Source organism: Bradyrhizobium sp. ISRA436, from assembly GCF_029910015.1.
Classification (GTDB): Bacteria; Pseudomonadota; Alphaproteobacteria; order Rhizobiales; family Xanthobacteraceae; genus Bradyrhizobium.
In genome coordinates, this window is record NZ_CP094519.1 from 3,155,148 (window position 1) to 3,168,756 (window position 13,609).

The 13,609-nt window shown below is 65.4% G+C and carries 16 protein-coding genes and 1 riboswitch; of the genes, 13 read left to right on the forward strand and 3 right to left on the reverse strand.

Annotation, left to right across the window (positions count from 1 at the left end; genetic code table 11):
• The first annotated feature begins 79 nt into the window (after positions 1 to 79).
• The 3 genes from MTX23_RS14870 (at position 80) to MTX23_RS14880 (ending at position 4,802) form a co-directional block, all read left to right on the forward strand.
• Entirely contained in the window at positions 80 to 1,036 is a 957-nt protein-coding gene (locus tag MTX23_RS14870) for a dihydrodipicolinate synthase family protein (RefSeq protein WP_280977407.1), read from the forward strand.
• Between the two features lie 7 nt (positions 1,037 to 1,043).
• Positions 1,044 to 1,868 carry an NUDIX hydrolase gene (locus MTX23_RS14875; RefSeq protein ID WP_280977408.1) on the forward strand — a complete coding sequence of 275 codons (825 nt, stop codon included), beginning with the start codon at positions 1,044 to 1,046 and terminating at the stop codon, positions 1,866 to 1,868.
• Positions 1,869 to 2,120: 252 nt separating this feature from the next.
• The gene (locus MTX23_RS14880; RefSeq protein WP_280977409.1) at positions 2,121 to 4,802 is read left to right on the forward strand and encodes a PAS domain S-box protein; all 2,682 of its coding nucleotides are present in this window, start codon (positions 2,121 to 2,123) and stop codon (positions 4,800 to 4,802) included.
• Between the two features lie 306 nt (positions 4,803 to 5,108).
• On the opposite strand, the gene MTX23_RS14885 is transcribed toward MTX23_RS14880, so the two are convergent.
• Entirely contained in the window at positions 5,109 to 5,459 is a 351-nt protein-coding gene (locus tag MTX23_RS14885; RefSeq protein WP_280977410.1) for a GrlR family regulatory protein, read from the reverse strand.
• Positions 5,460 to 5,695: 236 nt separating this feature from the next.
• Here MTX23_RS14885 and MTX23_RS14890 point away from each other — a divergent pair, with 236 nt between their 5' ends.
• Positions 5,696 to 6,136 (forward strand): hypothetical protein, encoded by a 441-nt coding sequence (locus MTX23_RS14890; protein WP_280977411.1) that lies wholly within the window; start codon positions 5,696 to 5,698, stop codon positions 6,134 to 6,136.
• A gap of 176 nt (positions 6,137 to 6,312) precedes the next feature.
• Here MTX23_RS14890 and MTX23_RS14895 read toward each other — a convergent pair whose 3' ends face one another.
• Positions 6,313 to 6,696: a VOC family protein gene (locus MTX23_RS14895; RefSeq protein WP_280977412.1), complete on the reverse strand. Its 384-nt coding sequence runs from the start codon at positions 6,694 to 6,696 to the stop codon at positions 6,313 to 6,315.
• 244 nt (positions 6,697 to 6,940) lie between these two features.
• Between MTX23_RS14895 and MTX23_RS14900 the strand changes: the two genes are divergently transcribed.
• Positions 6,941 to 7,591, forward strand: coding sequence for a hypothetical protein (locus tag MTX23_RS14900; protein WP_280977413.1), 651 nt, complete (start codon positions 6,941 to 6,943; stop codon positions 7,589 to 7,591).
• Positions 7,592 to 7,802: 211 nt separating this feature from the next.
• Positions 7,803 to 8,327, forward strand: a complete 525-nt coding sequence (locus MTX23_RS14905) for a hypothetical protein (RefSeq protein WP_280990756.1) — start codon at positions 7,803 to 7,805, stop codon at positions 8,325 to 8,327.
• Between the two features lie 107 nt (positions 8,328 to 8,434).
• Here MTX23_RS14905 and MTX23_RS14910 read toward each other — a convergent pair whose 3' ends face one another.
• Positions 8,435 to 8,839 (reverse strand): hypothetical protein, encoded by a 405-nt coding sequence (locus tag MTX23_RS14910; RefSeq protein WP_280977415.1) that lies wholly within the window; start codon positions 8,837 to 8,839, stop codon positions 8,435 to 8,437.
• Between the two features lie 256 nt (positions 8,840 to 9,095).
• Positions 9,096 to 9,175, forward strand: a riboswitch (ZMP/ZTP riboswitch).
• Between the two features lie 15 nt (positions 9,176 to 9,190).
• Here MTX23_RS14910 and MTX23_RS14915 point away from each other — a divergent pair.
• The 7 genes from MTX23_RS14915 to fabA all read left to right on the forward strand — a co-directional run bounded on the left by MTX23_RS14915 (position 9,191) and on the right by fabA (position 13,505).
• Complete coding sequence (locus MTX23_RS14915) at positions 9,191 to 10,054, forward strand: tetrahydrofolate dehydrogenase/cyclohydrolase catalytic domain-containing protein (RefSeq protein ID WP_280977416.1); 864 nt, start codon at positions 9,191 to 9,193, stop codon at positions 10,052 to 10,054.
• Positions 10,055 to 10,200: 146 nt separating this feature from the next.
• A complete protein-coding gene (locus tag MTX23_RS14920; RefSeq protein ID WP_280977418.1) occupies positions 10,201 to 10,680 on the forward strand; it encodes a MaoC/PaaZ C-terminal domain-containing protein in 480 nt (159 codons plus the stop codon).
• Positions 10,681 to 10,875: 195 nt separating this feature from the next.
• Entirely contained in the window at positions 10,876 to 11,169 is a 294-nt protein-coding gene (locus MTX23_RS14925; protein WP_280977419.1) for a hypothetical protein, read from the forward strand.
• A gap of 55 nt (positions 11,170 to 11,224) precedes the next feature.
• Positions 11,225 to 11,755: a hypothetical protein gene (locus MTX23_RS14930; RefSeq protein WP_280977420.1), complete on the forward strand. Its 531-nt coding sequence runs from the start codon at positions 11,225 to 11,227 to the stop codon at positions 11,753 to 11,755.
• 123 nt (positions 11,756 to 11,878) lie between these two features.
• A complete protein-coding gene (locus MTX23_RS14935) occupies positions 11,879 to 12,292 on the forward strand; it encodes an ACT domain-containing protein (RefSeq protein ID WP_348637556.1) in 414 nt (137 codons plus the stop codon).
• A gap of 115 nt (positions 12,293 to 12,407) precedes the next feature.
• Positions 12,408 to 12,935, forward strand: a complete 528-nt coding sequence (locus tag MTX23_RS14940; protein ID WP_280977421.1) for a TetR/AcrR family transcriptional regulator — start codon at positions 12,408 to 12,410, stop codon at positions 12,933 to 12,935.
• A gap of 33 nt (positions 12,936 to 12,968) precedes the next feature.
• The gene (fabA, locus tag MTX23_RS14945) at positions 12,969 to 13,505 is read left to right on the forward strand and encodes a bifunctional 3-hydroxydecanoyl-ACP dehydratase/trans-2-decenoyl-ACP isomerase (RefSeq protein ID WP_280977422.1); all 537 of its coding nucleotides are present in this window, start codon (positions 12,969 to 12,971) and stop codon (positions 13,503 to 13,505) included.
• Positions 13,506 to 13,609: the final 104 nt, after the last annotated feature.

The following is a 13,609-nucleotide window of genomic DNA, read 5'->3' on the forward strand; positions in this document are numbered from 1 at the left end:
CGCATTGTGGAACTTCGAGATTCCGGGTTCGATGCTAACGCATCACCCCGGAATGACGGACGAGAGGATAGACCCACCCATGACCAAGCTCACCGCCCAGGCCGCAGGAACCTTTGCGATCGCGCCGACCCCGTTCCATGACGACGGCCGCATCGACGAGACCTCGATCGACCGGTTGACCGACTTCTACACCGAGGTCGGCTGCGACGGCGTCACGGTGCTCGGCATCCTGGGCGAGGCGCCGAAGCTCGACGCCGCCGAGGCCCAGCAGGTCGCGCTGCGCTTCGTCAAGCGCGCGAAGAAGCTGCAGGTGATCGTCGGCGTCTCCGCGCCAGGCTTCGCCTCGATGCGGTCGCTGGCGCAGGCCTCGATGGACGCGGGCGCTGCCGGCGTCATGATCGCGCCGCCGCCGAGCCTGCGCACCGACGACCAGATCATCACCTATTTCAAGCAGGCGCAGGACGCGATCGGCCCGGACATTCCCTGGGTGCTGCAGGACTATCCGCTGACGCTGACCGTCGTGTTCACGCCCGCCGTGATCCGCAAGATCGTGATGGACAGCCCGTCCTGCGTGATGCTCAAGCACGAGGATTGGCCGGGCCTGGAGAAGATCTCGACGCTGCGCAACTTCCAGAAGGACGGCTCGCTGCGGCCGCTGTCCATCCTGGTCGGCAATGGCGGCCTGTTCCTCGATTTCGAGATGGAGCGCGGCGCCGACGGCGCGATGACCGGCTACGCTTTCCCGGAGCTTCTGATCGATGTCGTCAAGCTCTCCAAGGCCGGCAAGCGCGATGCCGCGCACGACCTGTTCGACGCGCATCTGCCGCTGATCCGCTACGAGCAGCAGCCGGGCGTCGGCCTCACGGTGCGCAAATATGTGCTGCAGAAGCGCGGTATCATCTCCTCCAGCGCCCAGCGCAAGCCGGGTGCGGTCATCACGCCGCAGGCGAGGGCGGAAGTCGACTATCTGCTCTCCCGCGTGGCCCGCGTCGACCGCCGCGCCAACCTGCAACCCCAATCCAGCGCAGCAGGCTAGCCCCTTTATGACCGAGATCGTTGCCCCGCGCCTTGCGTCGACCGTGCTGCTGCTGCGCGACGGCATGTCGTCGCGCGACGTCAGCGGCAACAGCCGCGACGGGATTGAAATCTTCATGATGGTCCGCCATCACCAGATCGAATTCAACTCGGGTGCGCTGGTGTTTCCGGGCGGCAGCGTCGACAAGAACGACAAGGAGATCGCGGCGAATCCCGCGCTCTATTCGGGCGGGGAAGGGCTCGATCCCGACGCGCTCGGCTTCCGCATCGCCGGGATCCGCGAGACTTTCGAGGAAAGCGGCATCCTGCTGGCGCGGCCGAAAGGCTCGAAGGACCTGGTCGATGCGAAGCGGGCGAGCCAGATCGCGCACGCCCATCGCGCCGATCTGAACGAGGGCAAGATCACCTTCCAGACGATCCTGGCCGACAACGGCATAGTGCTGGCGCTCGACGAGCTCGTGCCCTACGCGCACTGGATCACGCCGGAGGGCATGCCGAAACGCTTCGACACCTGGTTCTTCCTCGCCGCGGCGCCTCCGGAGCAGCTCGGCGCGCACGACGGCAAGGAATCCACCGATTCGATTTGGGTGTCGCCGCGCGAGGCGCTGGAGGGCGGCGAGACCGGCCGCTTCAAACTGCCGTTCCCGACCACCCGCAACCTGATCCGGCTCGGCAAGCAGGCGAGCGTGCAAGCCGCGCTCGCCGATGCGGAGGGCATGTCGATCGTCACGGTGATGCCCGTGATGACCAAGACCGCAACCGGCCGCCAGCTCCGCATCCCCAGGGAAGCGGGCTATGACGGCGAGGTGTTCGAGGTCGGCGCGGCGGGGTAGGGCTCCCCCGTCGTAATCGGTGTCGCCGCGATAACGATCCCGGCGCGGAAGATCGCAGCGGCCTCAGAGCGCTGTCACTACTGCTGGAAGCCGGCGCCGCCGTGCGGGTCCCGGATTGGGGCAAAGTGCTTCACCAGCGTGACGCAAATCACCTTCGCCTCGCTGGCGGCTTGCTGATCCGCGTCGGCATGTTCCCAAACGCCCGCAATTTCCCGTATATTGCGGCCGACTGGATCCCCCGGCCTCGATAACATGACCGCAGAACTGCCGCCGAATTCGCAAGCGCCGCGAGCGTTTTCCCTCTCGATCGGGCAGCTCACGTTCGGCAGCTTCCTGCTGGTCCTTGCTGTGATCATCATCACATCGACCGCGAGTGTGGTCGCGATCCGCCATATCGACGCGACCTTTGCCGAACTGCAGCGGCTGCAAAGCGTCGGCGACATCGCCGAGGATATCGACCGGCGCATGAACGAGCTGCGGCTGGCTGCGCGGGACTTCGTCACCGAACCGGGCAGCCAGTCGGTGCAGGTCGCGGAGGCGGCGCAATCGCTGAGCGAGATCCTGAAGAAGACCCGCATCGAGCTCGCTCCCGAACAGCAGGACATGATCGACGGCGTCACCCAGCGGCTTGCGACCTATCGCAGTGGCATCGAGCGTATCTCGGCGCTGCTCAGCAGCCGCGCCGAACTGGTCGCCGCGCTGCCCCCGCTGCGTGACGCCTTCGACAAGGCGATCGCCGCGAGCTCCGATCCGGCGATGGCGACCGCGCTGTCGCAAATCCAGAGTCGCATCGGCACTGCGCTGCTTGCGCATAATACGTCCGCGGCCGAGCAGGGCGCGCAGAGCATGCGCGCGATGATCATTGCCGATCCGGCGCTGCGGACGGCCGTCGACAAATATGCCGAGGCGATCATCGCGATCTCGGTGCGCGAGGGCCAGATCGCCGACATCGACAGGGAGGTGCTCGGCGAAGAGGGGCGGCTGATCCAGCGCGTCACCGAGCTGTTGCGCGAGCTCAGCACGCGGCGCGGGCACGTGCTGTCGCGGGATTTCGCGCGCACGCTGGCGGAAGCGAAATGGCAGAGCATCGTGCTCGGCACGGCGGGCGTTTTGATCGGCCTGTTCGCGGCGGTGCTGGTGGTTCGCCGTACCGTCCGGCCGCTCGCCAGGATCGCCGGGTCGATCCGCAGGGTCGCAGGCGGCGAGAAGAGCGCGTTTATCCCGGGCGCGGATCTCGACAACGAGATCGGCGATATCGCGCGCGCCGCCGAGGTGTTCCGCCAGACGCTTGTCGACGCCGACGGTGCACGCGAGGCCGCGTTGCGCGCCCTTGCCGAGCAGCGGCTCGCCGAGGAGAGCTACCGCAAGCTGTTCGAGTCCTCCGTCGACGGCATCTATGTGACCACGCCGGGCGGCACGCTGCTCAACGCCAACCCGGCGCTGGCCCGGATGATGGGCTACGCCACGCCGCAGGACCTGATCAACGGCATCGACGACATCGCCTCTGCCGTCTATGTGGATCGGGCGGCCCGCGCGCGATATCAGCAGCTGATGCATCGCGACGGCATGGTGCGCGACTACGAGTACCAGGTGCGCTCGCGCGACGGCACCGTGCTGTGGCTGTCCGACTCGGCCACCGCGGTGCGCAACGATGAGGGCGAGGTGATCCGCTACGAGGGGACGGTGCGCGACATCACCGACCAGAAGCGCGCCGAGGACGCGATCGCCGAAGGCCGCCGCCTGCTCCAGATGGTCATCGACACGGTGCCCGCCGTCATCAACGTGAAGGACCGCAATCTGCGCTACGTGCTGATGAACCGCTACATGGCGGGCATCTTCGGCATCGAGCCGCAGGATGCGATCGGCCAGACCACCACCGAGCTGATGTCGCGCTACGGCGGCGCCAAGACCGACGAGAACGACAAGCGCGTGCTGTCCGCGCGCCGCGAGCTCGGCTTCTACGAGGAGGAATACAAGGATGCCGCCGGCAACATGCGGCAATGGCTGGTCAACAAGTTGCCGATCCTGGGCACGCAGGGCGAGATCGAGAACATCGTCACGGTCGCGCTCGACATCGGCGAACGCAAGCGCTCCGAGCAGGAGATGCGCAAGGCGAAGGATTCCGCCGAAGCCGCGTTGCGCAATCTGCGCGAGACCCAGAACTCGCTGATCGAGGCCGAGAAGCTCGCCGCGCTCGGGCGGCTGGTGGCCGGCGTCGCGCATGAGGTCAACAACCCCGTCGGCATCAGCCTGACGGTGGCGTCCGCGCTCGAACGCAAGACCGCGAATTTCGCGGGCCAGGTCGAGCGTGGCGATCTGCGCCGCTCCAGCCTCAACGAGTTCCTGGGCACGGCCCGCGATGCGTCGTCGCAGCTCGTCGCCAATCTCAATCGCGCCGCGGAGCTGATCCAGTCGTTCAAGCAGGTCGCGGCCGATCGCAACTATTCGGACCAGCGAACGTTCGATCTCGGCGATCTCACCGAGCAGGTGGTGATGAGCCTGCGGCCCGGCCTACGCAAGCACAATCTGACGCTCAACGTCGATTGCGAGCCGAGCCTGATCATGAACTCCTATCCCGGACCGTACGGCCAGGTGCTGACCAACCTGTTCCTCAACTCGGTCGCGCATGCGTTTCCGGACGGCAGGGCCGGAGACGTCGATATCCAGGTGCGCGCATTGGGCAAGGACCATGTCGAGGTGATCTTCGCCGACAATGGCTGCGGCATGAGCCTCGACGTGCGCCGCCGCGCCTTCGACCCGTTCTTCACGACCCGGCGCGATCAGGGCGGTACCGGGCTTGGCCTGCACATCGTCTACAGCATCGTCACCACGCGCCTTGGCGGACGGCTCCACCTCGATTCAGAACCGGGCCAGGGCACGCGCATCCAGATCATTCTGCCCCGCGTCGCGCCGCTGGAGCTGGCGGCGGAGTAGGCGCGACACGCGATGGCCAGCCGCGCGCTCGCTCTGGCTCCGTCATCCTGAGCGCGCAGCGCGTCTCGAAGGATCGACGGCCACCAGCCGGGCCGTGCATCCTTCGAGACGCGCGCAAGAGCGCGCTCCTCCAGCGACAACGGCAAAGCCGTTGCGCGGGGGCGAGCGAAGCGAAGCAATCCATTGCGCAGTGGGCGCAGCAAACTCCGTCATGGATTGCTTCGTCGCTTCAGCGCAAAATTGCTTTGCAATTTTGTCGCGAGCTCCTCGGCAATGACGGGGATGGTGCTTTGCGCGGCTATGCGGCTAGTTGATATCCGTGAGCTTGTGCAGCGTCGCGCTGAAGATCAAGCTCGCCTTGCCGACCAGTGCGGTCCCGTTCATGGTCGCGCGCGTGTCCGTGAAGGTGCCGGAAACGCCGATGCCGACCGGGGCAGGGCCTCCGAACAGCGGGTTGTCGGTGTCACGCGGCGTGGTGTGGCGCTGCACCAAGACCTCGCCCTTGAACACGTCGTCCTTCACCGTGTAGGTGCCGGTGTAATAGAGATAGGCGTCACCGCCGAAAATCTGGCCGTCGCGGAAAAGAATCACACCGCTGCCTTTGCCGACGCGGCCATCGAGCAGGGTGACGTGGATTGAATACAGCCCGTTCTTCATGACGTCCCGCTTGGCCGGCCACCGCGCCCACGGAAGCCGGTTGTTTTTTATGCCAAAGCGCGCAACCTCGTGCAACGCGGCAGGTTAATTCCGGGGTGGCCTGAGTTGGCGCGAACCCTCGGTTCCTGCCAGCCGGTGTGACAGCGCCATGACAGCGGACCGTGCGCGCGATCGAACTGGCCCGCGAAATGCATAGCTCTGGTTGCACTGGCCGGTAGTGCTGGAGCAAGAAACACATGACAGACTGTATTGAGGCTGGCGGCCCCTTGGCGCGCCCAGGCAAGGTCCAAGGAATTTCGGCCCGTTATCGCGCGGGCCATGTCGCGACGTTACGGTGCCTTGGCCTTGTGGCGCTCCTGTCGGTAGCCACTGCGCATCTCGCACAGGCGCGCGATCCCGATGGCCGCTACGCCAATTCGCCGCTCAAGCAATGGTTTGATGGCTTGCGCAGCGGGAAGGGTCCGTGCTGTTCGGATGCCGATGGCACCGCCGTCAGCGACGTCGATTGGGAGACCAAGGACGGACATTACCGCGTTCGTCTCGATGGCCAATGGATCGACGTGCCGGACGACGCCGTGATCACCGAGCCCAACCGCGCCGGCCGCGCCATGGTCTGGCCGATCCGGAGTTACATGGGTATCACGATCCGCTGCTTCATGCCCGGCAGCATGACGTAACCAACAAGAGGGCATTCGTTGGCCCCTATCATCACGTCGTCCTGAGGCGCGAGCGCAGCGAGCCTCGAAGGTGCGTGGCCCGCGGGTGGCCGTCGACCCTTCGAGACGCGCTTCGCGCTCCTCAAGGGTGACGGGGTAGGAAAGGTCGCCCCGGTTTTGCGAGCGCGGCGGCCGGCTCACACGTATTTCTTGTCGCGCTCGAGCAGCTCGATCGAGATGCCCTGCGGGCCGCGGATGAAGCAGATGCGCACGCCGGGACGGATCGTGGTCGGCTCCTTCGTGAATTCGACGCCCTTGGCCTTGATCTCGGCGGCGACTGCGTCGATGTCCTTCACCGTCAAGCCGAAATGATCGAGCCCCTGATACGGCGTCACCGGCGGAGCGTTGACGCCGTCTCCCGGAGCCACCTCCGCGATGAATACCTTGGCGCCGCCGAGCTGGACGTCGATACGGCCCGGTCCGCGGATAATCTCGCCGCCGAGGATGTCGCGAAGCCAAATGGCGGTCGCCTCGGGATCCGGGCTGCGCAGGTGGATGTGGTCCCAGGTCACGGTCGGCATTGCGATCTCCTTGCTTGTTCTTGCGCCGCTTGTGCTGCGGGCGTTGTTTCTGAGGCGGCGCAAATCTAGCGACCGGCCGAAGGCAATTCCATCCCGGCGCGATGCCTGCCGCAATATCGCCGTCCCGGAATGAAACCATTTCGGATATCGGCGATTGTCTCGGCAGTGGCGCCCTTCCGCGGCAGCCTCTGAGGCTGTGGGGGAGGGCGTTGTCTGGCGTGGCCAGCGGGGTGAGGGCACGACGATGCGGATCGGCCTGGCGTCGTTTCGGAATGCGGGCGCTGATCATTTCGGTACAACTGGTATTTGCGCAAGCCTGGCGCTTTCGGTGATTGTCGTTGCCGGGATCGCCGCATGGTTAATGCTCCCGGAGCCGAGCGACGCTGGAGACGACGGAGGGGCCTCGTCATCCGCAATCGTGGTCACGACACAAAACGCACAGACCGCGGCGCAGACAAGCGAGGCGCAGTCAGCTCAGGCGGCTGCGATCCCTTCTCGATCGGTCGCGACCGCGCCACCGGGTGAGTCTGCGACGGTCGGGGTCGCCACGCCCCCGCAGACAACGCAAGAAGCCAAGCCGTCGGAGCCTGCAGCCCAAAAGTCACCCCTCGACGGGCTGCGGATCGCATCGCAGTCCTTCCGCCGTGGGGGGCTTGGCTCGAAGGCGCTCGTCACCCTGACGCTGCGCAATGCCAACGATTTCGCGGTGAAGGATGTCGAGATCGCCTGCGCCTTCATCCGCCGCGACGGTAGCCCCCTGACCGAGCGCACGCGCGTCATTCCCGGCACCATCGCCATGAAGAGCCGGAAGACCTATTCCCACATGTTGATCGGGTTCATAAATATTAATGCAAGCAAGGCGAAGTGTTCGGTCGTAACCGCGAGCCGCCTCTAGATCCTCATGCCGAAAAAGTGACTGCCCCGGGTGAACCATCAGGGACAGTAAGGAACTAACTATTAGCTTGCCCGTTTGGACCATGACCCGGCAGCGCGGATGGCCGTTTTCCGAGTGATCATGCGCAAACGATGAGTTCGGTGCGCGATGACGGATGTCGTCGTGGCAAGGCGAGTTGAACCGCGCGCGTTGCGCGGGGGGAGCTATCAAGATGCCAGTGGCGCGTTACTTCCTGTTTGTCGGCGGAGTTCTGCTCGCGCTGCTATTCGTCGTCAACGCGCTCGTGCCGCAGGATGACATTGCCGCAAGCAACGGCTTGTCGTCGCCGGGCTTCGACAAGAGCATGGTCCGCATCAGGTCGACCCAGAAATTGCCGGAGCGGGTGGTGTATGACACCAGCCTGCCGACCATCGTTCCGCCGCAGGTGAATGCGGTCGCCGCAGCCACTCCGCACGCGATTCCAGGGTCGGCCGGTTCGCGCGTTCGTGATACCTTTGCCCAGTTCGTGCCCGCGCAAGCCAAGAACGATGCCAAGGGCCAGCCGGCGGCGGAGGCCAAGCCGTTGGAGCAGCACGCGCAGGCCCAGCCGCACGCGCCGAAAAAGCGCCGGATCGCCAGGGCCCGCGCGCCGAGCCAGTTCCAGCAGGCCCGAATGGCCCAGCCGGGCATGTTCCAGCCGTTCCGGATGGCCCAGCAGCAGCCGCGCGGTTTCTTTGGCAGCTTCGGCACTTGGTAGCGCGCCGGCCGGCATAACCGGAACCTGAGCCGCGCCGCCGGTCGACGGCCGTTCATCAAGCTCGCAATCGCGCTCCGCCCACTCGCCGCCTGCGGCGGCGAATGGAATTAGCGCGGCAGGCGTGGAATCTTGTCGGCGAAGCCGTTGTAGCAGGCCAGACGTTCGTCCTCTTCCTTCAGGAAGCGGCACTCGTTGACGCCCTTGGCGGGAGCAGCTTTCGGCTTCGGCTGCGGCTTGAAGATCTCGTCGTAGCAGTTCAGCCGGTCCTTGGTACCGTCGTCGATGTCCTGGCAGGCCTGCAGCTTCACCGCGACCGATTGCGGCTTGCCGGGAGCGGCCTTCTCGCCCCTCTTGGCGGCGTGCTTCTTGCCGATCTGGACCAGCGGCTTGTCGCCGACCATCGGCGGCTGCGAGGCGGCTGGCTTGGCCTCATCGGCCGGCGGCGCGGTGGTACCCTGGGCGAGCGCGGCAGCCGGGTACAGGAGCGCCAGCGCGAGGATGATATGTCTCATGTTGAAAATGTCCGAAATGGCGTGGTGACCAGAGGAAGGCGCCCGGGATCGGAAAAGCCGGGTGTGCCGTGACTATCGCAAGTTCCGCCCAAATCCTACCCCCGACTTGAGCTCCCGCTATGGCTTCCACCGGGAAGAGGGGCCGGTCTGGCTGCGCCCCTCTGCGCGCGAGCCGGGCGGGGCCGCCTTCGGCGTGGCGCCGCGGTCTCCGAAGGCTTGCCGCCATTGCCTTCTCCGGAGCAGCCGACTATAAGCCGGCCATCTGCGCGACTGGCGCTTGGATGGATGACCATCGGGGAGCGCAGAGGCTGAACGCCGCGCGCCTGGGCACCGCTTCGAAACGGAGGTGCCATGACGGCGAACATTCTCGATGGGCACGCGCATGCCCGGATTGTCATCGACAGCATTGCAGGCGAACTTGAGCGGCTGCCCCGCGTGCCGGGGCTCGCCGTGGTCCTGGTCGGCGACGACCCGGCCAGCCATATCTACGTCCAAAGCAAGATCAGGATGGCCGAGCGGCTTGGCTTGCGCGGCGAGGTCGAATTCCTGCCGCACGACGCCGGCGAGGCCGATCTGCTCGCCCGGATCGAAACCCTCAACGCGCGCGACGATATCGACGGTATCCTTGTCCAACTGCCGCTGCCGGCGCATATCGACACCTTGCGCGTCATGGCCGCGGTCGATCCCTCCAAGGATGTCGACGGCCTGCACGCCCTGAATGCGGGCCGTCTGTTCCACGGTGACGACGCGCTGGTGCCGTGCACGCCGCTCGGCTGCCTGCGCCTGATCAAGTCGATCCAAAGCGATCTCACCGGCTGCCATGCCGTGGTGATCGGGAGCTCCAACATCGTCGGCAAGCCGATGGCCGCGCTGCTGCTGCAGGAGCACGCGACCGTGACGCAGACGCATATCCACACCCGCGGGATCAGCAACATCTGCCGCCAGGCCGACGTCCTGGTGAGCGCGGTGGGGAAGGCAGGGCTGGTCCGAGGCGACTGGATCAAGCCGCAAGCCATCGTGATCGATGTCGGCACCACCCGCGTGGAAAAGCCGGAGGGCGGCTATGAGGTGCGCGGCGACGTGACCTTCGATGAAGCGGTGCAGGTCGCCGGCGCGATCACGCCGGTGCCGCGCGGCGTCGGACCGATGACGATCGCCTGCCTGATGGAGAATACCGTCAAGGCCGCGAAGGCAAGGGCGGCGCGGTTGCAATAGCGTTGGCGCCAGGTGGGACGTGCGATCCACGTCGCGGGTCTTTTCGCGAGGTCGATCGGCGCGTGCGACGGCGATCCATGACCTGCGGGGTAATGGAAAGCCGTCGGCATTGGTCTATCGTCGCAGCCGAAACGAGGAGGCGCGCAATGCTGTACGCGGAAGATCTCATCGAGGGCCAGACATTTCAGCTCGGCGCCTACACGATCGATGAGGCGGAGATACTGGATTTCGCCCGGAAGTATGACCCCGTGCCGATCCACGCCGACCCCGTCGCGGCCGCTGCCGGCCCGTTCGGCGGCCTGATCGCAAGCGGCTTCAACACCATCGCGATCTATCAACGTCTCGTCGTCGAGGCGATCTGGACGAAAGTTGCCGGCATCGTCGGACGAAGCCTTGAGATTCGGTTGCCTCGTCCGGTTCGTCCGGGAACCACACTGACCGGCCAATCGCAGATCCAGAAGATCACCATCAGGCCGGAGCGGCGCGACGCCGTCGTGATCTTCAGGACGGAACTGGTCGACGACGAGCGTCGTTCTGTCCTCGTCCTGGTGCTTGATGCCCTCATTCATCTGCGACCGGCGGAGAAGGGGCCCGCGCAAGCAGAAGCGTCGCCATTGGCGACCTAGCGCGCGTTGCCGTCACGTGACCTTCGGAAATTAACAGCGGCTTAGGTTTCGAGGAACCTGTGGTTAGACGTGGTCATTGCGTCGCGCGCGGGAACATTTCGATGCGGGATCGGTTCGTAACTCCGTGACCCCTGAGGAAGAGGGCAAAAAGGGGAAAAACCAGCCAGGCCGAAGCCACGAAAAGAGGAGCAGCACATGAAGCTGAGTTCCGCACAAGTGAAACAAACGATGACGCAACTCGACGCCCAGGTGCTTCCCGAGGATCACCCGGCCGTCGCGCAACTGAACAGCGTGTTCGGCGATCACACGTTCTTCGTCGACAGGAGTGGCCTCAAGGTTCTCGAACCTGCCGAAGCGCCCGATATGCAGGGGCAGACCGGTGAAGTCGTAAGCCTCGCCGAATGGAGCGATCCGGAGCTCACGAGTCTCCGGCCGCACGAGCCGGAGCCGACCGGCGTGCTGATCACTCTCGAGCCCAGCAAGCACTGAGCACCGCATCACATGGCGCCGCGATCGGTTGCTTGAGCGCGCCGTTCGCGGGCCGATGCTGCGGCCCGTCGTCAGGTCGACGCCCGAGGTCTCCATTGCAGACAGTGCCGATCGTCACATCAAGACGTGGCGAAAGTCACATGGCAAATCAGCTTCGCTTGCGTATGCATCGGTTGCAGATGCGGCGTATCCAGGCGAAGAGGGGCAAATGGGGAGCGTGCGGCGCTGGACCTCCGATGAGGACGAAAAGCTCAGGGAACTCGCCAAGGCGGGCAGGAATGCCCTTGAGATCAGCAACGAGCTGACTCGCAGCCCCTCAGCCGTGCGCCGCCGCGCGGAAGTTCTATCTGTCCTCATCGTCGCGAAAGCCTACCGGGCGCGCCCGTCGCATGTCGCGACGCATCTCGAACGCGTGGCGATCGACGCGATCCGGAATCGTCGTCCGTTTCCCGCCGGCGTCGGCCCGAGCACCATCGCGGGGATGATCGAGAAGGGATGGATCGTCCCGGAGAACGCGATGGGACGAAAGTACCGCGTCACCGACGGCGGCGTGGAGGCGGTCCGCCGCAAGATCCCGAGCAACTGAAAACAGTCCAGAAACGCAGGGCGCCGGAACGGACCACGCCGGCGCAATGCCGCCTCTGTCGTCATTGTGGCGCCGGCATCACCCGCGGGTAGAATAAGCCGCATCTCTCGAAGAGGATGCGCGGTGGCCGGCGAACGCAATCTGGATACGTTGCTGCGGGGCATGAAGCCCGAACTGCAGGATGGCATTTTCGTGTTTTGCACGATTGCTGCCGACGAAGACGTACCCGTCGGCATCAGGCCGCTGCTGACATTTCGCGAACAGGAAGCAACCACTTTGGTGATCCGGCGAGAGGAGGCCGAACGCGCCGGGCTGCGCTACCAGTTCGCCTCGCACCTCTTGACCTTGACCGTCCATTCCTCGCTTGACGGGGTCGGGTTTCTGGCCGTGGTCTCGGCTCGCCTTGTGGATGGCGACATCAGCGTGAATGCGGTGTCGGCGTTCTACGCATCGGGCCGACGAGGCCCTCGCGCTTCTGCAGGGCATGGCCGCCCGGGCGTGACCCTCGTCCTTGACATTTCTTGGAGATTGCGCTGAATTGAATTCAATTCAATAGCGAAGATCAGGCAAGGCCGTGACCGGTATGGGGACGCGAGAGAGGCTGATCGGCGCGGCTCAAGAGGAACTCATTCGGGGCCATGGGCACCTGGAGATGCAGGCCGTCGCGACGCGGGCGCGCGTTTCGGTCGGGCTTGCCTATCATCACTTCGGATCGAAGGCCGGTTTGATCGCAGCCGTTGTCGAAGACTTCTACAACCGCCTCGATGGGGCGGTGTTCAGCGGCGCGAGGCTGCCTACGGAAAGCTGGGCGGCGCGGGAGCGGGCGCGGATCCGTTCCTATATCGCGTTTCATTACGCGCACCCGTTTGCCCCTCTCGTCATCGGGACGCTGAGCCGCGCGCCTGAAGTGGTGGATGTCGAGACCGCCTTCACCGCCAAGCAGCTCGCGGCGGGCGCGCTCATGCTCGAGGCGGCGCAGCGCGACGGCATCGTGCCCGGCGACATCGATCCGCAGCTCACCATCGCGCTGATGATCGGCGGCATTCGCCAGGCACTGGTCGGCAGCCTGATGCGCGAGCCGCGACCCGATCCGGACAAACTGACCAACGACATCTGGGTCTTCATCGCCGCGGCGCTGCGCCTGCCCGTGGAGACGGACGCCCGGAGCAGGAGCGCCTGACGTTCAGCCGGCAACATCACGAAAGGTCTCGTTTTGCCCAACCCGCACGACTTTCACGCACCGCAATCGTCCTACAGCAAGGAAGATCTTTTCAGATCGAGCGAAGGCGGCTATTTCGGCCCGGGCAACGCGCAGTTGCCGGCACCACCGATGCTGATGATGGACCGCATCACCGAGATCAGCGTCGACGGCGGCGAATTCGGCAAGGGCCGCATCGTCGGCGAATTGGACATCTCGCCGAGCCTCTGGTTCTTCGATTGTCACTTTGCCAATGACCCGGTAATGCCGGGATGCCTCGGGCTGGACGCGATGTGGCAGATGATCGGCTATTGGCTGGGATGGTCGGGCTCGCCAGGCAGGGGCCGGGCGCTGGGCGTCGGCGAGGTAAAGTTCAGGGGGCACATCACGCCCGACGTCAGGCATGTTCGCTACGAGGTCGACATGCGCCAGGTCAGGCGTGGCCGGCTGGTGCTCGGAATTGCCGACGGCCGCGTGCTCGCCGACGGCGCCTGCGTCTACGTGGCGAAGGACATGAGGGTCGGGCTGATCACCTCGGCCGCCTGGCGCTGAGCTATCGCCTGACGATTCAAAACCGTCTTGTGCGCCGGCGCGGGGCCAATCGTCGCCCCCACCACCGCTGCGATCGCCAGGGCCGCGAGGATGGCGCCGCGCAA

Excerpts from the sequence above, each read along its gene's own strand:
- MTX23_RS14905 (WP_280990756.1), top strand. The coding sequence starts at position 7,803 with ATGCCAGTGGCGCGTTACTTCCTGTTTGTCGGCGGAGTTCTGCTCGCG.
- MTX23_RS14920 (WP_280977418.1), top strand. The coding sequence starts at position 10,201 with ATGCTGTACGCGGAAGATCTCATCGAGGGCCAGACATTTCAGCTCGGC.
- MTX23_RS14880 (WP_280977409.1), top strand. The coding sequence starts at position 2,121 with ATGACCGCAGAACTGCCGCCGAATTCGCAAGCGCCGCGAGCGTTTTCC.
- MTX23_RS14900 (WP_280977413.1), top strand. The coding sequence starts at position 6,941 with ATGCGGATCGGCCTGGCGTCGTTTCGGAATGCGGGCGCTGATCATTTC.
- MTX23_RS14875 (WP_280977408.1), top strand. The coding sequence starts at position 1,044 with ATGACCGAGATCGTTGCCCCGCGCCTTGCGTCGACCGTGCTGCTGCTG.
- MTX23_RS14925 (WP_280977419.1), top strand. The coding sequence starts at position 10,876 with ATGAAGCTGAGTTCCGCACAAGTGAAACAAACGATGACGCAACTCGAC.
- MTX23_RS14915 (WP_280977416.1), top strand. The coding sequence starts at position 9,191 with ATGACGGCGAACATTCTCGATGGGCACGCGCATGCCCGGATTGTCATC.
- MTX23_RS14890 (WP_280977411.1), top strand. The coding sequence starts at position 5,696 with ATGACAGACTGTATTGAGGCTGGCGGCCCCTTGGCGCGCCCAGGCAAG.
- MTX23_RS14910 (WP_280977415.1), bottom strand. The coding sequence starts at position 8,839 with ATGAGACATATCATCCTCGCGCTGGCGCTCCTGTACCCGGCTGCCGCG.
- MTX23_RS14940 (WP_280977421.1), top strand. The coding sequence starts at position 12,408 with ATGCAGGCCGTCGCGACGCGGGCGCGCGTTTCGGTCGGGCTTGCCTAT.
- MTX23_RS14870 (WP_280977407.1), top strand. The coding sequence starts at position 80 with ATGACCAAGCTCACCGCCCAGGCCGCAGGAACCTTTGCGATCGCGCCG.
- MTX23_RS14885 (WP_280977410.1), bottom strand. The coding sequence starts at position 5,459 with ATGAAGAACGGGCTGTATTCAATCCACGTCACCCTGCTCGATGGCCGC.
- MTX23_RS14930 (WP_280977420.1), top strand. The coding sequence starts at position 11,225 with ATGCTGCGGCCCGTCGTCAGGTCGACGCCCGAGGTCTCCATTGCAGAC.
- MTX23_RS14895 (WP_280977412.1), bottom strand. The coding sequence starts at position 6,696 with ATGCCGACCGTGACCTGGGACCACATCCACCTGCGCAGCCCGGATCCC.